The sequence below is a fragment of the Massilia sp. W12 genome (assembly GCF_037300705.1).
Lineage (GTDB): Bacteria > Pseudomonadota > Gammaproteobacteria > Burkholderiales > Burkholderiaceae_D > JACPVY01.
Genome location: NZ_CP147776.1, coordinates 4,458,050 through 4,481,059 on the forward strand (window position 1 = coordinate 4,458,050; position 23,010 = coordinate 4,481,059).

A 23,010-nucleotide genomic window follows, 5' to 3' on the forward strand; every position below is an offset into this window, starting at 1 on the left:
CGCCGGGTTACCGCTGCGCGACAACCTGGCCTACGCTTCGTATGCTGCGGGCCATTGCTGGCGCTTTATTTTCACAACGCAGAAACTTTCTTGCGGCATGCGCGGTCTTGGTAAAATGTCCACCTGCCGATTTTTTTGAGATTGCACTATGCGCACTGATTCGCCTCATATCATTTATCGCAAAGATTACACCCCGCCCGCCTACCTGGTTGAAACCGTGGAAATCGGCTTTGATCTCGATCCCGACGCGACCCGCGTGGCCACCCGTTTGACCATGCAACGCAATCCTGCGGGCAAATCGCGCGACATCCATCTGCATGGCGAAGGCTTGAAACTGGTGCGCCTGTGGCTCAATGGCAAGCAACTCAAGCGCGGTGAGTATCAGCTGGATAAACAAAGCCTGACCATCCCCGATGCGCCCAAGGATGTGGTGCTGGATATCGAAACCCTGATCGCGCCGGCGCAAAACACCTCGCTCAACGGGCTGTATACGTCCAACAACAATTTCTACACCCAGTGCGAAGCCGAGGGCTTCCGCAAAATCACGTACTTCCCTGACCGCCCGGACGTGATGGCGAAATACACCGTCATGCTGCGCGCCGACAAAAAGCAATATCCGGTGCTGCTGTCCAACGGCAATTTGCTGGAAGAAGGCATGCTCGACGATGGCCGCCATTATGCGAAATGGGAAGATCCCTTCAAAAAGCCGTCTTATCTGTTCGCGCTGGTGGCGGGCAAGTTTGAAAAGGTTGAGCAATGGCACACCCTGCGCTCTGGCCGCAAGGTGTTGCTGCAAATCTGGGTGGAAGCCGCCAACCTCGATAAAGTCGCGCACGCCATGGAATCGCTGGTCAACAGCATCCGCTGGGATGAAGAGCGCTTCGGCCTGGAACTCGATCTGGACCGCTTCATGATCGTCGCCGTCGGCGATTTCAATATGGGCGCGATGGAAAACAAGGGCTTGAATATCTTCAACACCAAATATGTGTTGGCGAATCAGCAAACCGCCACCGATACCGATTTTGCGAATATCGAAGCGGTGGTCGGCCATGAATATTTCCATAACTGGACCGGCAACCGCGTCACCTGCCGCGACTGGTTCCAGCTTTCGCTGAAAGAAGGCTTGACCGTCTTCCGCGACCAGGAATTCTCCGCCGATATGATCGGCACGCCTGCCGGTCGCGCTGTGTCCCGCATTGACAATGTGCGCGTGCTGCGCCAATCCCAGTTCCCGGAAGACGCCGGCCCGATGGCGCACCCGGTGCGGCCCGACGCATATGCTGAAATCAATAATTTTTACACCCTGACGGTGTATGAAAAAGGCTCGGAAGTGGTGCGTATGTACCAGACCCTGGTGGGACGCGACGGCTTCCGCAAAGGGATGGATTTGTACTTCCAGCGCCATGACGGCCAGGCGGTGACCTGTGACGACTTCCGCGCCGCGATGGCCGACGCCAACGGGCGTGATTTAAAGCAGTTTGAACGCTGGTACAGCCAGTCCGGCACGCCGCATGTCAAGGTCAAGAGCAGCTACGATGAAAAAGCGCAGGTGTTTGAGCTGACCATCAGCCAATCCTGTCCGGCCACGCCGGGCCAGCCGAAAAAACAGGCTTTCCATATCCCGCTGCTGACCGGGCTGGTGGGGCCGGACGGACGCGATTTGCCGCTGTATCTGGAAGGCGCGCCGCACACCCATGGCCAAACATCGGTGGTGCTGGAGCTGACCAAGACGCGGCAAACCTTCCGCTTCCTGCAAGTGGCCAAGCTGCCGGTGCCCTCGGTCTTGCGCGATTTCTCGGCCCCGGTGGTGCTGGATTCCGGCCTGAGCGAAAGCCAATTGCTGCACCTGTTCAAGTATGACAGCGATCCGTTCAACCGCTGGGAAGCCGGGCAGCAATTGCTGCGCAGCCGCTTGCTGGCGGCGATCCGCGCCTGCAAGCTGGGACAGGAATTCAGCGCCGACCCGCTCTTGATCGAGGCCATGCGCAGTACCTTGATGGATAGCAGCCTGGATCCGGCCTACCGCGATGTCGCACTCACGCTGCCCTCCGAAGTCGAGTTGGCCGAATTGCAGGAAGAAGTTGATCCGCAAGCCATCCGCAAGGCGCGCAACGGCTTACGCCGCAGTCTGGCGCAGGCGCTGCAAGCGGAATTCCTGCAAACCTATCAAAACAATCAGCGCCAGGGCGCTTACAAGCCGGACGCCGGACAAGCCGGCCAGCGCGCGCTGAAAAACCATGCGCTGAATATGCTGTTGCAAGCCGGCCACCCGCAAGCCGTGGCGCTGGCGCAAACCCAGTGCGAGCAGGCAGACAATATGACAGACCGCTTTGGCGCGCTGTCGGCCTTGATCAATATGCCGGAATCACTGATGAACAAGAGCAATGCCAAGGTGCTGGAAAAAGCCCTGGCGCGCTTTTACAAAGATTTCCAGAAAGACGCCCTGGTCATCGACAAATGGTTCAGCCTGCAAGCCACGGCGGAAAGCAGCAATGTGGATGCGGTGCGCGCGCTGCTGGAGCACACTGCCTTCACCTATAAAACGCCAAACCGCGTCAACAGCGTGATTACGGTGTTTTGCAAAAACAATCTGGCGCAATTCCATGCGCCGGATGGCAGCGGCTATGAATTCTGGGCCGACCAGGTGATTGCCCTCAACAGCATCAATCCGCAAGTGGCGGCGCGCGTGGCGCGTGCGCTGGATCGCTGGCGCCTGTACGCCAAGCCGCTGCAGCAAAAGATGGAAGTCGCGCTGCAACGCGTGTACAAAACCCGCAAGCTGTCAAAAGACGTGGCGGAAATCATCGGCAAAGCGCTCGGCGTGCTGTAAGCCCGCAGGTTTATTTACTGATAGAGGACAACATGAAACGAGTCAGTCTTACCCAGTACCTGGTGGAAGAACAACGCTTGCACCAGAATATCCCGGCTGAGCTGCGGCTCTTGATCGAAGTCGTGGCGCGCGCCTGCAAGACCATCAGTCATGCAGTCGGCAAAGGCGCACTGGGCGATGTGATGGGCAGCGCCGATACGGAAAACATTCAGGGCGAAGTGCAAAAAAAGCTGGATATCATTTCCAATGAAATCTTGCTCGAAGCGAATGAATGGGGCGGCCATCTGGCGGCGATGGCCTCGGAAGAAATGGAAACCGTGCACCAGATTCCAAACCGCTACCCGCGCGGCGAATACATGCTGGTGTTTGATCCGCTGGACGGCTCTTCCAATATTGATGTGAATGTCTCAATCGGCACCATTTTCTCGGTGCTGAAAGCGCCGGAAGGCATGAAAGAGCCGAGCGAAGCGGCCTTTTTGCAGCCGGGCCGCCAGCAAGTGGCCGCCGGCTATGCGATTTACGGCCCGCAAACCGTGTTTGTGCTGACCACTGGCCATGGCGTGAATTGCTTCACGCTGGATCGTGAACTCGGGGCCTGGGTATTGACCCACCGCAATATGCGGATTCCTGAAAGCACCAAGGAATACGCCATCAACGCCTCGAATGCGCGACACTGGCATGCGCCGGTGCAGCGCTATGTGAATGAAATGCTGGCCGGCAAAACCGGGCCGCGCGGCAAGGATTTCAATACGCGCTGGATCGCTTCGATGGTGGCCGATGTGCACCGCATCATGAGCCGTGGCGGCATCTTCATGTATCCGGCGGATATGCGCGACACCAGCATGCCGGGCAAGCTGCGTCTGATGTATGAAGCCAATCCGATGGCTTTTATTGTCGAGCAGGCGGGCGGCGCCGCTACCGATGGCCGCCAGCGCATCATGGATATCCAGCCGCATAAGCTGCATCAGCGCGTGCCGGTGTTCTTAGGCTCAAAAGAGGAAGTGGAACTGGTCACCAGCTATCATTTGCAGGCGGATGCGGCAGGGTAAACCCGGACTGTATCGCACCTTGCATTTGCATTTTCGCGTGCTATAATTTGCGCTTTCGCCGGTGTAGCTCAGTTGGTAGAGCAGCGCATTCGTAATGCGAAGGTCGTAGGTTCGACTCCTATCTCCGGCACCAGAATCAGACAAAGCCCCGCCATGCGGGGCTTTGTCATTTCTGCGCCGCGCAGCATCATCAGATGGCGCCGGTCTCAGAAAATGATTGAAATCCTCCTGATTGCGCGCTTATACTGTGTTTTTATACAGCTATCGCGAGGACATGATGCGCTACTCCACTTCCCACGCCGCCGCTGATTCCAATGTGCTGGCGCAAGAATCCGCTTCCCTCCACCCTTTTCATACTCCCATCCTGACCCAATTCGGCGACATGGTTGATGTACGCAAACGCGGCGCCTTGCGCATTATGCGCAGCGCCGGCGCCAGCAATCTGGACACACCCGCCGTGGTGCGCCTGTGGCTGGATCAACAATGCCGCGAATTGAATGCCGAACAGGCGCGCCGTCTGGCGGCGCAATTGCTGGCGGCGGCCGATCTGGCGGATTGCCAAAACCGCAATTGCTGATCCGTCCGGCGCAGCGCGACGGCCAGCCTTGCCCGGCTGCCAAAAGCGGCCGCCGCCCCTAATGCCTGACCCAAAGCTGTCGATAACGTCAAAGCATGGCTGCGCGCCGCGCGCATTGTCGCGCGCGCACAAGACTGGCGCACAGATTGGATGGCAAGGTGGCGTGACGCCACAAATTGCCGCAATCCGGGCCGGCAGACTTTGCCTGGCGCATAGCACATGCAATACTGGAAGCAAGCTGCCGCCGCAATCCGGGCGCAGCCGGACTTTCATCCTGCTATGCATGATTTGCGCCGCTATGAGACAGACCGACTTGATGTTCAGGTTTTGCCAGACTCTGCTGCTGCGGGCGGCTGCGTTGCGCGCGCACGGCCTGGATGCCGTGACCGCCCTCAACCCGGCCCCCATGCGCCGCCGCATCCATCTGATGTTGCACCGCTGGCGGCTGCGCTTCCTGCTGGCTGGCGGCCTGGCGCTGGCCTGGATCGGGCCGGCCACGGCAGCGGAAATCGGTCAGATCCGCACACTCTCCCATATCGGACAAAATCTGCTGGCGGAAGTCGAAATCACCGCGCTCAGTGCGGAAGAACAACAGCATTTGCAAGCGCGTCTGGCGGTGGCCGACACCTACCGCCTCGGCAATATCCGGCGCAATCCGGTGCTCAACAGCGTGCGCCTGCTGCTGCGCCAGCAAGAAGGCCGCCATCTGGTGATTTTGCAATCCAGCCAGCCGGTGCATGACAGCTATCTGAATATCTATCTCGAATTGGGCGATGGCCGAAACCATGTGGTGCGCCAGCTGACTTTATGGCTGGAAGCTGATCCCGCCGCACCGCCCAGCCACAGCGTCGCCTCCAGCCAGGCCGATGAAGAAGCCGAGTTGCCGCGCGCGCAGGCCAGCCGCGAGGCGCCGGAGAAAGCGGAAATCCCCGCCGCCAGCCATGCCAGCCAGATTGAGGCTGCGCCGCCCGTCATCGCCGCAGCGGCAGCGCGCCAAGCCCATGCGCAGACGCGCGCCAGCGCGCCCGGCCGTAACGCTTTGCCGCAGTGCGGTAAAGAGTTACAGCAGGCGCAACATGCTGCGCGCCGCTGCGCCGCGATTGCACAGGAAAACGATTTTATTGCGACCCAGCTCGACAGCCTGGATGACAAGGTTGCGGTGTTAAAGCGGGTGATATTGGCCGATGAGGGGCCGGCTGCGGCCCCGCTGGCGCTGCCAAGCCCGCCAGCCACGCCCATGCCGATGGCGGCCAAGTCCAAAAAGCCGCAAGAAACCATGATTCCTTTGCGCATTCTCTTGATTTCCGCCGGCGTCTTCTTTGGCGTCGCCCTGCTCTCCTTCCTGCTGCTCACCGTGCGCAGCAAATGGCAAGAGAAGCGGAAAAAAACCAAGGCCAAAGCGCCAGCCGCCAAGCCCAAGGCGGAACCGGCTCAAGCAGAAGCCGGGCCGGAAACAGGCGAAGCGCCGGCAGAGGCCGCGCCGCCGCGCGCCGGCTGGCGCGGCAAGCTTGACCGCATGCGCACGGCGCTGCGGCGCAGTAAGCAAAACATGGCGGCAGGCCCGGCGCGCCTGCTGGCCGCAATGCGCAGCGCGCCTGCCGCCTGGCTGGCCGGCCTGCGCGCCAAATTCAAGAAGAAAGACAAGGTCGAAGAAAGCAAGCCGGAAGCCGCTTAATCACGCTTGCCAGCGCCAAGCTGCACGCTTAATGCGCTTCGCCTTTATCCTCCGCCATGGCTTCAAACAGGGCAATCTGCAGCCTTGAGTGCAAGCGTTCAAAAAAGCCCCAGAAGATCAGCGAAATTGCCGTCACCAGCGCAATCACGCCCAGCAGCCAGGCCGGCGGCGGCAGGATTTTGCCGCTGATGAAGGTAATCAAGAGCAAAATCCAGCCGATGGTGATGAGTGGCAGCAGCTCAAACAAAAAGCGCCGGAAGCGTTTGCGCCATGCGCTGCTGAGTTCCGGCAGATGGAAAACCTCTTGCAACATCATGGATAAGGCTTGCATCTTGCGATAGGTCGCAATCAGGAAGGGGGCGGAAATCAAGAGTGCGCCGCCCCACACAAAGCTGCGCTGCAAATACTCTTCTTTCAACACAAACAGACTCATTTTCTCAACCACGCCCATGAAATACACGCTGGCGATAAACACCGTCGCCACCAGACAGCAATTCACCAGCACTTGCACGATGATGCGCGCAAACAGCATGGCAATCATGGCGCGCTCATCTTCCAGCTGCAGGCCGCGCAGCCAGCGTGTATAGCCCAGGCTTTGATCAACCACTTTTTGCGGCAAGGCTTTTTCCATCACGCCAAGCAAGGGGTCGGAGAGTTTGATCAGATAGGGCGCGAGCAAAATCGTAATCGCCGCGACCGCCACCACAATCGGATATAAAAAGCTGGAGGTCACTTTCAGGCTTAAGCCAAGACCTGCGATGATGAAGGAAAACTCGCCAATCGGGGCCAGCCCCATGCCAACCCGCATCGAGGTGCGCCCGCCCTGGCCGGCCAGGAACGTGGCCAGCGTGGCGCTGAAAATCTTGCCGAACACCACCACCAGGGTGATGATGGTGATCGGCAGGGCGTATTCGAGCACCACCTTGGGATCAAACAACAAGCCGATGGAGACAAAGAAGATGGCGCAAAACATATCGCGCAGCGGCTCAATCAAGCGCTCAATCAGAAGCAGGCTGCGCGCTTCGGCCATCACGGCGCCAATCATAAAAGCGCCCAGCGCCACGCTGTAGTCCAATTTCAACACCACCAGACAAAACGCGAAACACAGGCCAAGCACCGCCACCAGCAGGGTTTCATTACTCTTAAAGCGCGCCACATAATCAATCAGGCGCGGCACAATCAATAAGCCCAGCACCAGAGAAACAATCATAAACAGCGAGAGCTTGCCGACCGTGGCCAGGACGTCGCCGGCATCCACCGTGCCATTCATGGCGATACCGGTGAGCAAGGCGATAATGCCAATCGCCAGGATATCTTCGACAATCAAAATGCCGTAGATCAGATGGGCGAAGCGCTCATGCTTCATGCCCAATTCGTCGAGGGATTTGACAATGATGATGGTGGAGGAAATCGACAGCATGGCGCCGAGGAACAGCGCGTCCATCGCGCTCCAGCTCATTAAACGTCCGATTTGATAGCCTATCCAGACCATCATCACGATCTTGCCCAGGGCGACCACAAACGCCGTCGCGCCCACCTTGCCCAATTTGCGCAAACTGAATTCCAGCCCGAGCGAAAACATCAAAAACACCACGCCCAGTTCTGACAAAATCTGAATCGTGTGCTGATCATGAATTAATTGAACCAGAGGGGTATGCGGCCCGATCAAAACGCCGGCCACGATATAGCCAAGCACCACAGGTTGCCGCAAGTAGTGAAAAACCACCGTCACAATACCGGCGATCAACATGATCATCGCCAGATCATGGATAAAGTCTGATGCATGCATAAATGTCCCCGTAAGCTGGGCCTGCGCGGGGGCGCGGCGCAGATGCAAGCATAGCATCCGGCGCCGTGACTGTGAGTGCTGCGCTGCAAGAAAGGCGCACGCCAAGCGCTGTGCCGCACATCGCGGCGGCACAGCCAAGCCGGATCAGGCGTGACCGACGATAGAAGCGATCGCGATCAACTCTTCCAGCAAGGCCATCGAGGCTTTGCCGGACACCGTGTAAGGATCGAGTTGCGGCAGGGAAGAATATTTCAGCAAGACCGAAGGATTGAGCTTGCTTAAATTGACCTGGCCCATAGTCCAGTTATTGAAATGGCGCTCGGCAATTTCACCGTATTCGAGCAAGACCATATCTTTGTGCCGGGGGTCGCGCAAAATTTTGCCGTACACCGCATTCACCTGATCGCGCCCGCCTTCCAGCACTTGCAAGAAAATCTCGCCGCCATAGCACAGCACCCCGGTTAAACCGGCGGAGGGATTGTTTTTTCTGGCCTTGGCCAGAATATCGGAAATCAATTCCTGATTCATGCCGCCCACAACGCGGCTGGCGTATAGCAAACGTACCAACATGGCGCCCCTCATTTTTTCCGGTTTTGCAATAACGACAGAAATTCGCGGCGCAAATCAGCATCCGTCAAAAATGAGCCGCGCATCACGCTGTTGATCATTTTCGCATCAGTATCTTTAACGCCACGCCAATGCATACAGAAATGGTCGGCTTCCATCACAATCGCCAAGCCATCGGGTCGCATCTTCTCTTGCAGGATGTCGGCCAGTTGCACCACCGCCTCTTCCTGAATCTGGGGACGGCTCATAATCCAGTTCGCCACCCGCGCATATTTCGACAGACCGATCAGATTGGAATGCTCATTCGGCATCACGCCGACCCAGACATGTCCCATGATAGGGCATAAATGGTGCGAACAGGCGCTGCGCACGGTGATCGGGCCGATGATCATCAACTCATTCAAGCGTGACACATTCGGGAATTCGGTCATGGTCGGCAACGCCTGATAGCGGCCGGCAAACACTTCTTTGACAAACATCTTGGCCACGCGGCGCCCGGTGTCATTGGTATTGTGGTCGCTTTCGGTGTCAATCACCAGGCTTTGCAACACGCCTTTTAATTTTTGTTCCACTTCATCGATCAATAACTCCAGCTCACCGGGCTGGATGAAATCGGCGATATTGTCATTGGCATGAAAGCGCGCACGCGCTGCCTGCAGGCGCGCACGAATCACTTGTGAAACCGGCGTGCCGGCCTCGTCATGCACTGGCGGCGCAATGGAATCAGAAGTCATCAGGAATTCTCCAGGGAAAGAAAAGGGGGCGATGGTCGTGCAAGCACAGGTCAAAAAGCGGCGGCTTGCGCCCTCCGGATCGCAGGATTATGCCTGAATTCAAATAAGCCGGCTGGCGCGCGCACACAAAGCCACACGCTTAACGCGGGTACTCGATGCCGTTGGCAATCGCCGCCGCCACCCCCGCCTGGTTTTCCGGCGATTCGGCAAATGCCGCCAACACCTGGGGCCGGTTGGCCCGCCCCTGACGCAGCAAATCGCGCCAGAACTCAAATCCGCCGGCATCCGGGGCGCGATGCAACACATTCTGGTATAGCCGCATAACAAATTCATCGTCGCTTGGCGTGCCGCCATACAGTGCGCGGAATTCATCGCTTTGGATAAAACCACCCGCCACCGCCTCCTGGCTGGCGCCGCGATCCATCACGCCTATCCAATATTGCAGCCCGCCGGCGTCCGGCGTGCGGTTAAAGGCCGCTTGATATAAGCGATATGCCTGCCCCGCGCGCCCGCTCAGATCGAAGGCGATGATTTTGTCATCAAACTGCAGGCGCTCGATATTGCGCAACACATCCTGCCCGCGCGCGCCGCTGACGCTCAAACCATCTGCATTTTTTTGCACCTGATAGGCGCTGCGCGCGCCCTGATACAGGGCCAGATCAAAACCGGCGCCGCCATCCAGCCGCCAGCCGCCATTGCCGTACATCACATCATCGCCGTCTGTGCCATTGAATACGCTCTGATTGGAAACGCTGACCGCTTTCAAATCGCTCCATGCGCCAAAATAACCATACATGCCGGGCCGCGCCTGCAGCCAGACCATGCCATTATTCGCGAAGCTGGTGGAAAAATTTGTCCCGCTCAAGCTGTGCGGGCCGCTTAACACGCTGATCTGCTGCACGCCCTGCAATTCGAGATCGTCGATATACCAGCCGACATTGCCATTGGTCTGGGGGTAGAACGAGCCGCCTTTTTCATAGCGCAAGCGGAGTAGAAACGCTTTCTCCGCATACGCCGCCAAAGACAGTGTTTTGCGGCTGAAACTGTTTTCCGCGCTGCTGCCGGCCTGCTGCCAGATTGAGACCCAGTTCTTGCCCTCATCCAACGAGATTTCCACCCGCGCAATCTGGCTGGCGGTGGCCCAGCCAAGACGGCTGGCAAAGCTGAGCTGCGCTTGCGCACTGCCGATCAGGGTGGGCAGGAATTGCATGCTTTGATCGCCACTGCCCGAGGGGTGGGCCAGATGAAAGGATTTTGCACCATTTGCCGCGAATTCGCTTGAAACCACACTGTAATTGCCGACATTCAGCGTGAAATTGGCGCTGCCCTGCTCCGCCCCGTCGCGCAAATGATAGTCACTGCCGCGCAGTGCGCGCCATTCATAGCCGGTGGCGCCGGGGATCTGATTCAGGCTGTAAGCAGTGCTGACGCCGGCGTTCACACTGCCACTGCCGCTGATGCGCAAAGCGCCCGCTGCCCCTTCCTGCTCTGGATCAAACACAGTCACGCTATAACTGAAGCTGCGCGCCTGCCCGCCCACCAGCACATTGCTGAGCGTGACTTGATACACCGTGTCCGCCGCCGGTTTGGCCCAGCGCATCCCGTCGCTATAGGCGCCGGGCAGCCAGACCAGGGTGTTTTCGCCATAGCCGTTCGCCAGCGCCTCTTGCCGGACCGCGATGCTCTTGCCGTTTTCCGTCATGCTGACGCTGGCTTTGGAAAAGTCTGCTTTGGGGTAAGAAAATGACCAGCGCGGATACACTGTTTGATAGGGGGCGTAGCCCTTGGCCGGCCAGGCCACAAAATCATCACGCACAGCGGGCCGGCTGGAAAAGGCATTGCCATCCATCACCCACAGCGCGTTTGCCGCCGTCACCCCGGCCCCGCTGACATCGCCTGTACCCATGAAGCGGGTTTGCGGCAGCAAGATCCAGCGCCGGTGTCCGACTGCCGTATTATTGCCGCCGTTGTCGCTGATATAAGCGCTGATCGCCGCCGGCCCGGCATTGCCCAGACTGAGATTGGACTTGCCGGCGGCTTGTGCGCCGCTGCTGTTGTGGCACTTCCAATTTGCCGGCGGCGAATGACTCAGCGCGCCATTTGCACTCATCAGCAAAGCGGCCTGCTGCGCTTGCGCGCTGTATGCGGCATCCCATTGCACATTCGCCGGCGCCCCGGCCATGGCGCGAAACCAGTTGATGCGGCGCAAAGTCGCAGCTTGATATTCGGCACTGACGTTGCCTGCGGCGCATGCGCCGGTATCGCCATTCCAGCCGCTGGCCACATGATCGGAAGAGGCATACACCGTGCGGTAAAACAGGCGCACCGCCTCCCGCTCCTGCGTGTCAATGCTGTAGCCGCCATCCTGGCTGCGCAGGGCTTGCAGCCCCGGCGCGCTGCGCATGGCCGGCAAAGCTTGCGCGTCTTGCTGCGACTGGCGCGGGGCCTGGCCCAGTTGCGGGGCCGGCGTGCTTTCCTGCTTGGGCGTCGCGCTGTGCCCAAGCAGACGCGGCGGCGGCGATTGTTGCGCGCCGCCACAGGCGCTCAAGAATAGCGGCAACATCATCCAATACCAGCGATTTGTCGCGAAATGAGTGGAAAAGCGGGCAGCTAAAAGGTGAACATTCATGAGGTGATTTGAACCGGAAAAAGCAGCGCAGGCAACCGCGAAGGCGCATCGGGGGAGTCAAAAGTGGCATAAATTTTAACATAATGGCAAGCCCAGCCTGAGCGTGCGCCGCCGCGCCAGATTTGCCGGGTTACAATGCCGGCCTTGATTTGCAAAGGAAAACAGGATGTGGGAATTGGTCGAAGCCACGCCATCAGCGCATGGCATGCTGGAGTTATACACGCATGGGCATAAGGAATATCTGATCCGTTTTGATGGCATTGAGCTGATGAACAGCCTCTTGCATGCCTCGGAAGATGTGCTGGGCGAGATGGCGGCGGCGTTTTGCCGCACTGCGCAGCCGCGCATTCTGATTGGCGGCCTGGGCCTTGGCTTCACCCTGAAAGCCTGCGTGCAAGCGCTGCAGCACAGCAAACGGTGCGCCGATCTGAGCGTGGCGGAGCTGACCGCGCAAATCATCGACTGGTATGGCCGGTATTTTCAAAAAATGCAGGGTCTGGCGCCAGACTGCGCACAGCTGATTGGCGGCGATGTGTATCAGGTGATAGAAGCTGGCGGCCTGTATGACATGATTTGCCTGGATATTGATAACGGCCCGTCGTATCTGGCCAGCGCGCACAACAGCCGCATGTATGACGAAAGCGGCCTGGATTTCCTGCGCCGCCACCTGCAGCCGCAAGGCGCGGCCCTGATCTGGTCAGCGCAAACCGAGGCTGCGCTGGCGACAGCGGCGCAATCCGCCGCCCTGCTGTGCTATGAGCGGGAAGTGGCGATGCCTTTGAACGGACGCATCTTCAGCCATTACATTTATCTCTTATGCAGCACTGCGCCTGAAACAGAATTATTGCAAAAGTATCAGCTGCGCTTGATGTAAAGCCGCAAGCGCCAATGGATTTTTTGCAAGCCGGCTCTTACAATGCAAAACAGAGCCGGCGGCAAACACGCCAAGCCGACCCCCTCCCGCCCGGCAGCCAATGCGGCGCCGCTAACTGATGGAGCGCCAGGACATGCCATTTCGCCATTGGCTTTTATTGTGTTTTTTACTGACATGCCATGTGGTCAGCGCGCAGGCGCTGGAGTGCGGCGCACGGCCCCTGCGTTTAGCCTTTTATGAGAACGGCTTGTATTATTTCCGCGACGCCCAAGGCCAGGCGCGCGGAATTGATCCTGATCTGGTGCAGGAAATGCAGCGCCGCAGCGGCTGCCGCATCGAAACCATGGTGATGGCGCGCGCGCGCATCTGGGCAGACCTGGAGAGCGGCGCCTTGGATATGGCCACCTCAGGCATCCAAACCCCTGAACGCGACCGTTTCGCCTGGTTCATCCACTATCAAATTCAGAAAAATCACGCGGTAATCCGGCGCAGTCTGCAAAATCAAGTCAAGCAGCCACAGGATTTCATCAATGACAGCAAGCTGATTTTCGGCGTGGTGCGCGGCTACAAACACGGCGAGCAGCAAGATAAATGGCTGGAGCCTTTGCGCGCCGCCGGCCGGGTGCAGGAAAGCCCGGAGATTGAAATCATTTTCAAAAAACTCAAAGAAAACCGGATCGACGCGATGTATGCGCCGGCCCCGCTGTATCACAAAAAACTGGCTGATCTGGGCTTTGCGCAAGATGTCATGATCCAGGACTGGGCCCCGCAAACGCGCGGCGTGATGCATGGCATGATCCTTTCCAAAAAGAGCTTCGCCCAGCCTGAAGTCGCTGCCTGGCGCAAGATTTTGCAGGAGATGCGTAAAGATGGCAGCATCAAGCGGATTTTTCTGCGCTATCTGCCGCCCGAAGAAACCCAGCGTCTGCTTGATATGCCGGATTGAACCATGCCAGCCGCCGCCTCCAATCACAGTCTGGCGCAATGGCTGTTGCGCTATCTTGCCGTGGGTTTTTTACTGTTTGCGATTTGCATCAGCGCCATCCAATTGGCGCTGGAGTACCATAAAACCCGGCACAATATTCAACACAGCCTGAATGCGCTCGCCATCACATTCGCCCCCGGCGCGGAATCCGCCTTATGGGATTATCAGGACACCGTGCTGCAAGCCATGCTCAAGGGCATCGCCTCCAATCCGCAAGTGGCGCAAGTCGAAATCATCACGCCCAATCCCAAACAAAGCCTGAGCTGGCGCTCTGAAAAATACCCGCCCAGCAGCAAGCTGCAAGTCGAACGGGATTTGACGCATAAGAGTTTTGGCGAGGGCAAACAAGTGGTGCTGGGACAGTTGCGCATCCGCTCCAGCGATGATTTGCTGTTTGCGCATTTACAGGACGTGTTATTCCGCCTGCTGCTCAATAATCTGGCCCTGATGCTGTTTCTCGGCCTGCTGTTCTGGCTGGCGGCGCGCCGTCTGCTGGTGCGCCCGCTGGAACGGCTGTCCCTGCAAGTGGAGCATCTGGCGCGCCAAAGCAGCCATGCGGATATGCTGGATGCCGGCGGCGGCAAGATTCGCGAGATTCACACCCTGACCAATGGCTTTAATCATTTATTGCAGCAATTGGCGCGCAGTCACCGCCAAATCGCCGAAGATAACGCCAGTTTGGAACAGCGTGTGGCCGCGCGCACGCGCGAACTGGAAGAGGCGCAACAACAGGCCGAAGCCGCCAACCGCGCCAAATCCGATTTCCTGGCGAATATGAGCCACGAAATCCGCACGCCGATGAACGCCATCATCGGCTTAACCCGGCTGGTGCTGGAAACTGAATTGCAAGAGCAGCAACGCGACTTCCTCAAAAAAGCCTACGCCTCTTCGCGCGCCCTGCTCGGGATTTTGAATGATATTCTGGACTATTCCAAAATCGAGGCTGGCCGCCTGCATATTGATTGCGCCCCCTTCAAGCCGGAAGAATTATTGCGCGATGTGGCGGCCTTGTTCTTGCCGCTGATTGAAAGCAAGGGCCTGGAAATTTTTCTCGACATTCAAGCCGATGTGCCGCAACAGGTGCTGGGCGACTCACTGCGCGTCAGCCAGGTCTTGAACAATCTGGTCGGAAATGCGGTGAAATTCACCGAACATGGCGAAATCGCCATCAAACTCGAAATCGCCAGCAGCAACGAAGAACACTGGCTGTTACGTTTTGCGGTGCGCGACACCGGGATCGGCCTGTCGCGCGAAGCGGCGCAAAAACTGTTTCAAGCCTTCACCCAGGCCGACAACTCAATCACCCGTAAATATGGCGGCACCGGCCTGGGCCTGTCGATCAGCCAGCGTCTGGTGCATTTAATGGGCGGCGACATTGCCGCCAGCGGCGAGCCGGGCAAGGGCACTGTATTCACCTTCACCATCCAGGTCGGACGCATGGCGCAGGAAGCGACCGATTTGCAACAATTGAAAAATCTGCGCGTACTGGTGGCGGATGATCAGGAAACCTCGCGCCTGATTTTGCAAGAATTGCTGCATGCCTGGGGGCTGCGCTGCACGGTGTGCGCCAGCGGGCGCGAAGCCTTGCAGGCGGCAGCGGCGGCGCGCGCGGCGCAACAGCCGTTTGACATCGCACTGCTGGATTGGCGCATGCCCGGCATGGACGGTTTGGCGGTGGCGCGCCAACTGCAACAAAGCGCACTGCAGGCGCCGCTGATTTTCATGGTCAGCGCGCATGACCGCGATGAAGTCAGCGCCGCCGCCGGCAATCTGCAAGTCAGAGGCATTTTGCACAAACCTGTGACCCCCTCTTATTTACTGGATGCGCTGCTGAATATCCGCGCAGTACGCCCGAAAATGCCGCTGCGCCCGCTGGAAAACGCCGGCCTGCGCTTAGACGGCGTGCGGGTTTTGCTGGTGGAAGATAATTTAATCAATCAGGAAGTGGCCGCCACCTTCCTGCAACAGCGCGGCTTGCAGGTCAGCATCGCCCAGCATGGCGGCGAAGCGCTGCAAATGATGCGGGCAAGCATGTTTGATCTGGTTTTAATGGATTTGCACATGCCGCAAATGGATGGCTTTGAAGCCACCCGCCTGATCCGCCAAGGCGGCGACCGCACCCCTGTCATTGCCATGACGGCGGCGGTGATGCAGGAAGATCGCGACCGCTGCCAGGCCGCCGGCATGAATGATTTTGTCGCGAAACCGCTGGATCCGGATGAGTTGATGCGCGTGCTGGACAAATGGACCAGCGAGGCAGCGCGCCAGCGGCAAGAACAGCCGGCGTCGAATGCTGCGGCAACGGCGCCGGGCGCGCCCCCTGCTGCTGCGCCAAGCGCGCCGGAAGCGCCGGAAGCGCCGCTGCAAGCAGGCTTTGCCGGCTTGCAGCTTCTGGGCGAGCGCCTGGCCCCGAGTTTTGACTTGCCGGGCATCAGCAACCGTTTCCAGGACAATGAAGCGCTGTATTTGCGTCTGCTGAACCGCTTTGCCGAAAGTGAAGCCGGTTTGCAGGATAAATTGCACAGTTGGATGCAAGCCGGGGAATATGAGGCGGCGCGCCTGCATTTGCACACGGTCAAAGGGGTGGCCGCCAATCTGGGCATGCATGCCCTGGCGCAAGCCTGCGCGGCATTGGAGCCGGGCTTCAAACAAGGCCAGCCGGATGTCTCCCTCGTGCACGCTTTACAACACATTCTGCAAGAAACCCTGGACTGTCTGCGCCTGTTGCAAAACCCGCCGGCTGAGGCGGCAAGCCCGTCCGGCAGTGCGCTGACGCCAGAGCAGCAAGCACAGTTGCGCGCGCTGCTGCTGGAAATTGCGCCCATGCTGCAAAGCCAGCAACTGATCAGCGACGAAGCGTTGCTTAAATTGCATGCATTGCAAGTAGCAAGCGCATCCCCCAATCTGAAGCAGTTATTAGAGGCGCTGGACAATTTTGACTACGCGACGGCAAGGCAAGCCAGTGCGCAAGCCCTGAGCGAGTGCGAAACATGAAACAAGCCCTGATATTGCTGGTGGACGATCAGCCGGCCAATCTGCACAGTCTGGCCGCAGTATTGAAAGCGGATTACCGCTTAGCCTTCGCCACCAGCGGCGCACAAGCGCTGCAATTGGCGCAGGAAAATCCGCCGCAACTGATTTTGCTCGATATCGTGATGCCGGAAATGGACGGGCTGGAAGTATTGCGCCGTTTGCGCAACGATCCACAGCATGCGGATATCCCGGTGATTCTGGTGTCTGGCGATGGCCGCACCGAAACAGAATTAAGCGCGCTCGACACCGGCGGCGACGATTATCTGAGCAAGCCGGTGATTCCGGCGATTTTGCTGGCGCGGGTGCGCAATTTGCTGCAAAAAAAGCAGACCGAAGCGCAATTGCAATTGGGCGCGCATGTGTTTTCACACAGTGGCGAAGCCTTGTTGATCACGGATGCGCAGTTCCATATTCTGGACGCCAACCCGGCCTTCGCCCGCCTGACCGGCTATGCCTCACAAGAAGTGCGCGGACGCGATCCCCTGTTTTTAACCCTTGAAGGCGGACAAAAAAACGCATTCGGCCCGGATTGGCCGGGCGTGCTGGCGCATCTGAAAAAGCATGATGAATGGCGCGGCGAAGTCTGGAACCGGCATGCCGATGGCAGCGCCTATCCGGTGTTGCTGACCATTTCCTGTGTGCGCCAGCGCAACGGCCATGCCAGCTTTTTCATCGGCAGCATGGTCGATATTTCAGAACAAAAAGCGGCGCAGGACCATTTCCAGCAAATGGCGCATCACGATGCGCTGACCGGCCTGCCCAACCGCCTGCATTTAAATATCCATCTGGAGCAATGTCTGGCGCTGGCGCGCCGCAAACAGGAAGGCGCCGCACTGATGTTTATCGATCTTGACCGCTTCAAGCATATCAATGACACTCTGGGCCACGATGTCGGCGACGCCTTGCTGGTGCAAGTGGCGCAGCGCTTGCGCCAGGCGGTGCGCGAGAGCGACCTGGTGGCGCGCCTGGGCGGGGATGAGTTTGTGATCGTCTTGCATGAAGCCGGCAAACGCGAGCAAGCGCTGCCGGTGGCGCACAAGATTCTGACGCGCATGGATGCGCCGTATGAAATCGAGGCGCATCAAGTGATCAGCTCACCCAGCATCGGAATTGCCTTGTACCCGAGCGACGGCAACACACCGGATGAATTAATGAAACACGCCGATATCGCCATGTATCACGCCAAGGCGCTGGGGCGCAATAATGCGCAATTTTTCCGCGACGCGCAGGCGGCCATGGAGCAGATGGAACATCATTGAACGGTGTTGAACAATATTCCTGGCTATTCACTCCGGCATCGCCATTCCCGCGAAGAACCTGCCCTCGCGTGCTTGAATCGGGGAAGCGAATCCAATGGTTGCACGCAGTTCAAACGGCGCCTGTTCGCACAAAACTGGATTCCCGCTAAAAACATGCGGAAATGACGGAGCGAGGCTCAACGGCTGAATAGAAGCCAAATTATGATGTTACGCGCCAGGGTGCAGTGGTTGACGGGGCGGGCGACGTCCATGGCAAGGGATGTGGCTTGGTTTGGGGCGGTAATGCCCAGTTTGTTGTAATGCGCTTGCGCTAACTGTTTTTTCTGGTTTTGCAACATCAGGGTATTGAGCGCCTGATGCGCATTGGCGCCGCTGTTGGTCAGTGTTTGGGCAGCGCAAAAGTCAACGTCATCCGCACATAAAAAGCTGCCCTCAATAGGGTGAGCTACCTGGAATAGAGAATTTAATACCAGTCAGAGCATGCTCTTGCACTATTTTCTCCAGCTTTTCTTTAGCGACTTGATTGATATAAATACAGATTCGTGCCGTCAACGCATCTTTAAATATCAATGGTACTTCCTGGTCAAACTCTGAGAAAAAAGCGGGACGTTTAACTAGTTGATACTCATCAAACTCAGAATGTTCCTGATCTATGCAAGGCAGGAGTTTTGTAACGTTGTAGAAAAATTCTGGCTCACCTTCACAATTCAATTCGAGGAGCTGACCAAATGGCGCCAGAAATTCATGCAATAATAAATAGGCGCGTTGACTCAATACAATCGAACCAAACCAAAGGTGGCTGAAATCTGCACGAGGAGACTTGGTTTTCTTCCTGTGCTTTAATATTGTTTGCACAAATGGTGGTGCTGGCCATTGCAATGGCGATCCATTTGTTTCAAACAGCTGCCCGAGTGGATCTACAGAATAATCTCCGGCGAGAACTGCATATTTATTAATTCCATCATTTCTTATTTCGTAGATCATAATTACCTCAGTAAGGGAAAATCCCAGAAAGAATTTCCTGTTTTATTTTTCGTAACGTTAATCGCCCATCTTGCGCAGGTTGGTTTCTAATTCTTCCCAGCCGAAGATTGACTTCCAAATAATAGACACCAGTATGCAACGTTTGATGAACTAATGCTTGCGGCAAACTTGGCACGGCCGATGAAGCAAAGCGGGGTAAATAAACTCCGTTATCTGCATCATTGATTGCAATACCCCATATGAATAGGCAAGACCTTGCAATATGTGCATCAATTGCCAACCTCGCCACAATATGATGCGCCGCCACATATTGCGGTCTTGGCGTGCCGGTGTTGCGGTTGATGTTGCGCGCCAGGGTGCGGGAGTGGTTGACGGGGCGGGCGGCGTCCATGGCGAGGGAGATGGCTTGGTTTGGGGCGGTGATGCCCAGTTTGTCATAATGCGCTTGCGCTAACTGTTTTTTCTGGTTTTGTAACATCAGGGTATTGAGCGCCTGATGCGCATTGGCGCCGCTGTTGGCCAAGGTTTGTGCGGCGCTGATGCGCTGCGCCAGGATGGTTTGGCCAGTGGTGGTGACTTTTTGTGCGTTTGACATCAAGACTCCGGGATAATGGGGACGCCGAATCAGATTTGCAATGCGGCAAGGAAGAAAAATTCCTAAAAGACAATATTTCGATCATACCATACAGCCGCCCGCCATAGAATTTTTACGCGTATTTTCGCTTAGCAATCAAGCTATTGCGATGCAATCCGCGACGATGCGCACTTTGCCGGCATGCTGAGTCAAGTCACCAAACGCAAATTGCCAGGGCCGGGGCTTGGCGATGGCGGCAAACGCAAGATGTCATCAATCATGCGCACCCGCAGCAATTGCTCTTTCAGGGGCAAGGCCAGTAACAACTCCACCAGCCGGCATGCATCCGGGGTCAGCGGCTGTTGAAAATAACTGGCAAATAAATTGCAATCCTCTTGCAGCTTGCGCACTTGTACGCGCATATGATTCAACTGTTCATCGTAGCTGGCTTGTTGTTGCTGCGCTTTGCGCTTTGCTCTGGCCAACTGCCCTTGCAAATCTTGCACTTTTTTCCGGCTCGCCTCATCTGCCCCGGCGGGGGCGCTGAGAGCATCGACTAGCTGAACACTGGTACTCAAATCCGCTTGCAACTGCGCAATTTCGGCGTCGCTGCTTTGCTGCGCCGCCTGTTTATGCCCTTCCAACTGGACGATGCTGGCGCGCATGAGCGCCAATTCTGCTTGCAAGTCTTGTAATTCCTGCGCATGGCGGGCCTGCAGCGCTTGCAATTGCGCATCATACTGGCTGGCCTGGGTTTGCAATTGCTGATGATGCTGGCTAATCAAGGCCTGTATGCGCAAGCTGGCCACACGCCGCGCTAAACGCAGACGTTGCGACAAGCGCACCGCGCGCGCAGCCTGCTGCAGTTGCTGGCACAAGAGCTGGATTAAACGCGGCGCGTAATACAGTGTGAGCAAGACGGAAATGGCCAAGACCAAGTAGGGGAAAACCATTTTGCCATTTAAGATTTGGAAAACGCCAAAGCTGCAGGCAATCACGAGCAAGCCCAGCCAATGCAGCCACTGCCGGCCGGAAAAGCGCGGTCGCGCTGGCAGCGCTGGCCACCATCGCGGGCCGAACAAGCGTTGCATCGGCCAATCCAGCGCGGGCCAAGCCGCTAAACCACCGTCCTTCGCCAGCGGCAGCCAGGAAATACGCAGCAGGCTATATACCGCAATCAAGCCATTGAGGTAGTGAAATAATTTGTAGTCATACAATAAGTCGAGGCAAGCTTCCCAGTGCAAGGCTTTACTCGTGAGCAGAAATAAGATCAGAAAAATTTTATATACGCTTAACGCAATGACATCGCGTGCAACTGGAGTATGCCGCCATTTGTACAAAAAAACGATATGAGCGCCAGGAACCATTAACAAATAAGGGATATACAAGCCACTAACAGCAAATTTCTGCATGTCAATCATGAAGAGAATGAGGGCTTGTGCATATGACAATAGCCAAAGTGCAATCATAATGCTTATATCAGTACCGATTTGCACGTTTTTTTCTTCTTGATGATATTTCACGCCTCTCTCCCATTTACGTATTTAGCAAGATTATCTTGGCGGTGGAGGTGCATCCGGAAGCGAGTAAATCACTTCGCCTTCTACAGACTCGGCTACCTTCCGTGGCGCGGCAAGAGCCCCCACATCCACAAACAAACATCTTGGCGGAGGTGGGTTGCCCGTTCCCGCACAAGTCACACAATCATCAGTCGGCGCTAACTCAGTACTAAGCGCCACATCTCCCCCGCCATCCACTGGCAAGCAACCCGCGTCCATCGACACACCCGACACCTGCTGAGCAAACATATCCCACATGACTTTCTCCCCGGTGGTGAAAAAGTCAACAGTATATTCCCACGCGGCAAGGCCGGATAGGGTGACTTGCTTCCCGCGCTCAGGCCTTCCGTTGCAGCGTCGCCAGCAGCGGCAAATCCTGCAAAACGTCCCGCAGTTGTGCTTCCGGCAGGGCCAGCAGGGTCTGGCGCAGCGTCGCCGGGCTGGATTGCATGCCGGCATAGACGCGCTGCAGCAAAAGCGCGATGCTGTGATCGGACAGGTCTTGTTCCAGCAAGGCCATGGCCCAGCCGACCAGGGTGTGGTGTTGACCTTGATCCAGCCGCACGCCATCCAGCCAGACCGACTGCGCGACGATGCGCATCGCGGCTTCCAAGCGCGCCTTGTCGGCGGCTTCGTGCTTTGCGGCAGCGGCATACATACGGCCTTGTCCGGTCAAGAGCCAGTGCAAATTCACGCCGGATTGCGCCAGTTTGATCAAGGCCAGCGATCCCGGCATCACGCTGCCCATTTCGTATTTTTGCCACACCGAGCGCGTGACCCCGGCCATTTTGGCGATGTCGGTTTGGCGCAAGTTCAGCGCCTCGCGCAAAGCTTGCAAGCGCAAGCCCACTTCGCCCCCACTATTGTTCCGTTCTTCATCCATGGCAGCCCCTTTGTAAGGCGCGAATTATAAGCAATTCAGCTCAAGCGCTCACTTTTTGTGAGCAAAGTCACACAAAAACAACAAATTGAAATTTTTCGCAATAAAAAGCATCAAATTTGATGCCTAATGGTGAAAATAATGTGCATTATGAATACGCCGCTATCTTTCATGTCTCACGAAAACGGCACGGTAAGGCAGTATCTGGCGCGCGTCGCCGCCCTGAATTGGCGCCGCGATTTTTCAACATGCCCCGCCTCACGGGCGGGCGCTCAGCAACAGGAACTATGATGAAAACGGAAGAGGCGACACAAAAACCACATCTCTTGATTGTTGATGACCAGCGCTTGTTGTTGGATTTGCTGTGCAAGGAGTTGCGTGAGCATTACCAGATTACCGCTGTCAACAGCCGACATGCGGCGCAGAATGCGATCCGCAACACGCGCTTTCAAGTGGCGATGCTGGATTTGCAATTGGGCGCCGAAGACGATGGTTTGCATTTGCTGCCGGAACTGTTGCGGCGCGGATTCAAGGTGCTTGTGCTCACCGACGCCATGGATCGGGCGGCAATCCGGGCTTGTATCCGCTTGGGTGCTCATGGCGTGGTGGATAAAACCTGGGAATTGTCGCATTTGCATGAAGCGCTCGGGGCGGTGCTCAGCAACCATCTGGCCTTTCCTCAACAGCTGTTATCGCAGGCCTTGCTTGAGCCGCGCAATCTCTTGCCATATTTAAGTGACCGTGAAATGCTGATCTTGGATTTGTTATTGCAGCAACCGATGCCAAGCAACGAAGAGATGGCGAGCAAGATTGGGATCTCGACGGGCAGAGTGAAAAATTGTCTGACTGAAATTTATTCAAAATTCAAAGTGATTGGCCGCCATGCTTTGGCAGAGGAGGCGCGGCGGCGCGGGTATTTTCCCGGGATTCACCGGGCACGCATGGCTGACAAATCGCGCCAGCAGCCTTGACAAATGCACCCTCTGCCCGGCGCGCCACTGCCCTGCAAGGA

17 protein-coding genes and 1 tRNA gene are annotated in these 23,010 nt (G+C 57.1%); 10 read left to right on the forward strand and 8 right to left on the reverse strand.

The genetic code is table 11. The annotated features are described in order from the left end of the window. Positions 1–148 precede the first annotated feature (148 nt). The 5 genes from pepN (at position 149) to V8J88_RS17985 (ending at position 6,131) form a co-directional block, all read left to right on the forward strand. Complete coding sequence (gene pepN, locus V8J88_RS17965) at positions 149–2,830, forward strand: aminopeptidase N (RefSeq protein ID WP_338845606.1); 2,682 nt, start codon at positions 149–151, stop codon at positions 2,828–2,830. 32 nt (positions 2,831–2,862) lie between these two features. Next, positions 2,863–3,879 (forward strand): class 1 fructose-bisphosphatase, encoded by a 1,017-nt coding sequence (locus tag V8J88_RS17970; RefSeq protein ID WP_338845607.1) that lies wholly within the window; start codon positions 2,863–2,865, stop codon positions 3,877–3,879. A gap of 57 nt (positions 3,880–3,936) precedes the next feature. Continuing rightward, a tRNA-Thr gene (locus V8J88_RS17975) sits at positions 3,937–4,012 on the forward strand. Between the two features lie 99 nt (positions 4,013–4,111). Next, positions 4,112–4,456, forward strand: a complete 345-nt coding sequence (locus V8J88_RS17980; RefSeq protein WP_338845608.1) for a hypothetical protein — start codon at positions 4,112–4,114, stop codon at positions 4,454–4,456. A gap of 298 nt (positions 4,457–4,754) precedes the next feature. Beyond that, positions 4,755–6,131, forward strand: coding sequence for a hypothetical protein (locus tag V8J88_RS17985; protein ID WP_338845609.1), 1,377 nt, complete (start codon positions 4,755–4,757; stop codon positions 6,129–6,131). Positions 6,132–6,159: 28 nt separating this feature from the next. Here the strand turns inward: V8J88_RS17985 and V8J88_RS17990 are convergent, their stop codons facing one another. From V8J88_RS17990 to V8J88_RS18005, 4 genes are all read right to left on the reverse strand, one after another. Beyond that, positions 6,160–7,920 (reverse strand): cation:proton antiporter, encoded by a 1,761-nt coding sequence (locus V8J88_RS17990; protein ID WP_338845610.1) that lies wholly within the window; start codon positions 7,918–7,920, stop codon positions 6,160–6,162. A gap of 144 nt (positions 7,921–8,064) precedes the next feature. Continuing rightward, positions 8,065–8,490 (reverse strand): BLUF domain-containing protein, encoded by a 426-nt coding sequence (locus V8J88_RS17995; protein WP_338845611.1) that lies wholly within the window; start codon positions 8,488–8,490, stop codon positions 8,065–8,067. Positions 8,491–8,498: 8 nt separating this feature from the next. Then, entirely contained in the window at positions 8,499–9,221 is a 723-nt protein-coding gene (folE, locus tag V8J88_RS18000; protein ID WP_338845612.1) for a GTP cyclohydrolase I, read from the reverse strand. 139 nt (positions 9,222–9,360) lie between these two features. Next, positions 9,361–11,787, reverse strand: coding sequence for a DUF4214 domain-containing protein (locus tag V8J88_RS18005; RefSeq protein WP_338845613.1), 2,427 nt, complete (start codon positions 11,785–11,787; stop codon positions 9,361–9,363). 229 nt (positions 11,788–12,016) lie between these two features. Between V8J88_RS18005 and V8J88_RS18010 the strand changes: the two genes are divergently transcribed. From V8J88_RS18010 to V8J88_RS18025, 4 genes are all read left to right on the forward strand, one after another. Next, complete coding sequence (locus V8J88_RS18010) at positions 12,017–12,724, forward strand: hypothetical protein (protein ID WP_338845614.1); 708 nt, start codon at positions 12,017–12,019, stop codon at positions 12,722–12,724. 133 nt (positions 12,725–12,857) lie between these two features. Further along, complete coding sequence (locus V8J88_RS18015) at positions 12,858–13,670, forward strand: transporter substrate-binding domain-containing protein (protein WP_338845615.1); 813 nt, start codon at positions 12,858–12,860, stop codon at positions 13,668–13,670. A gap of 3 nt (positions 13,671–13,673) precedes the next feature. Beyond that, positions 13,674–16,703, forward strand: coding sequence for a response regulator (locus V8J88_RS18020; RefSeq protein ID WP_338845616.1), 3,030 nt, complete (start codon positions 13,674–13,676; stop codon positions 16,701–16,703). Beyond that, on the forward strand, positions 16,700–18,001 hold the full coding sequence (locus V8J88_RS18025) for a diguanylate cyclase (protein ID WP_338845617.1): 1,302 nt from the start codon (positions 16,700–16,702) through the stop codon (positions 17,999–18,001). Before V8J88_RS18020 ends, V8J88_RS18025 begins: the two co-directional genes overlap by 4 nt. 432 nt (positions 18,002–18,433) lie before the next feature. On the opposite strand, the gene V8J88_RS18030 is transcribed toward V8J88_RS18025, so the two are convergent. The 4 genes from V8J88_RS18030 to V8J88_RS18045 form a co-directional block, all read right to left on the reverse strand. Continuing rightward, on the reverse strand, positions 18,434–18,985 hold the full coding sequence (locus V8J88_RS18030; RefSeq protein ID WP_338845618.1) for a hypothetical protein: 552 nt from the start codon (positions 18,983–18,985) through the stop codon (positions 18,434–18,436). A gap of 7 nt (positions 18,986–18,992) precedes the next feature. After that, entirely contained in the window at positions 18,993–19,580 is a 588-nt protein-coding gene (locus V8J88_RS18035) for an AHH domain-containing protein (protein WP_338845619.1), read from the reverse strand. A gap of 188 nt (positions 19,581–19,768) precedes the next feature. Beyond that, entirely contained in the window at positions 19,769–20,803 is a 1,035-nt protein-coding gene (locus tag V8J88_RS18040; protein ID WP_338845620.1) for a hypothetical protein, read from the reverse strand. A 652-nt stretch (positions 20,804–21,455) separates the two neighbouring features. Next, entirely contained in the window at positions 21,456–22,001 is a 546-nt protein-coding gene (locus V8J88_RS18045; RefSeq protein WP_338845621.1) for a helix-turn-helix transcriptional regulator, read from the reverse strand. A gap of 140 nt (positions 22,002–22,141) precedes the next feature. On the opposite strand from V8J88_RS18045, the gene V8J88_RS18050 reads away from it, so the two are divergent. Beyond that, on the forward strand, positions 22,142–22,969 hold the full coding sequence (locus V8J88_RS18050) for a response regulator (protein ID WP_338845622.1): 828 nt from the start codon (positions 22,142–22,144) through the stop codon (positions 22,967–22,969). The last annotated feature ends 41 nt before the right edge of the window (positions 22,970–23,010 follow it).

Excerpts from the sequence above, each read along its gene's own strand:
- V8J88_RS18010 (WP_338845614.1), top strand. The coding sequence starts at position 12,017 with ATGTGGGAATTGGTCGAAGCCACGCCATCAGCGCATGGCATGCTGGAG.
- V8J88_RS18035 (WP_338845619.1), bottom strand. The coding sequence starts at position 19,580 with ATGTCAAACGCACAAAAAGTCACCACCACTGGCCAAACCATCCTGGCG.
- folE (WP_338845612.1), bottom strand. The coding sequence starts at position 9,221 with ATGACTTCTGATTCCATTGCGCCGCCAGTGCATGACGAGGCCGGCACG.
- V8J88_RS17995 (WP_338845611.1), bottom strand. The coding sequence starts at position 8,490 with ATGTTGGTACGTTTGCTATACGCCAGCCGCGTTGTGGGCGGCATGAAT.
- V8J88_RS17970 (WP_338845607.1), top strand. The coding sequence starts at position 2,863 with ATGAAACGAGTCAGTCTTACCCAGTACCTGGTGGAAGAACAACGCTTG.
- V8J88_RS18025 (WP_338845617.1), top strand. The coding sequence starts at position 16,700 with ATGAAACAAGCCCTGATATTGCTGGTGGACGATCAGCCGGCCAATCTG.
- V8J88_RS18045 (WP_338845621.1), bottom strand. The coding sequence starts at position 22,001 with ATGGATGAAGAACGGAACAATAGTGGGGGCGAAGTGGGCTTGCGCTTG.
- V8J88_RS17990 (WP_338845610.1), bottom strand. The coding sequence starts at position 7,920 with ATGCATGCATCAGACTTTATCCATGATCTGGCGATGATCATGTTGATC.
- V8J88_RS17985 (WP_338845609.1), top strand. The coding sequence starts at position 4,755 with ATGAGACAGACCGACTTGATGTTCAGGTTTTGCCAGACTCTGCTGCTG.
- V8J88_RS18020 (WP_338845616.1), top strand. The coding sequence starts at position 13,674 with ATGCCAGCCGCCGCCTCCAATCACAGTCTGGCGCAATGGCTGTTGCGC.
- V8J88_RS18015 (WP_338845615.1), top strand. The coding sequence starts at position 12,858 with ATGCCATTTCGCCATTGGCTTTTATTGTGTTTTTTACTGACATGCCAT.
- V8J88_RS18005 (WP_338845613.1), bottom strand. The coding sequence starts at position 11,787 with ATGATGTTGCCGCTATTCTTGAGCGCCTGTGGCGGCGCGCAACAATCG.
- pepN (WP_338845606.1), top strand. The coding sequence starts at position 149 with ATGCGCACTGATTCGCCTCATATCATTTATCGCAAAGATTACACCCCG.
- V8J88_RS18030 (WP_338845618.1), bottom strand. The coding sequence starts at position 18,985 with ATGATCTACGAAATAAGAAATGATGGAATTAATAAATATGCAGTTCTC.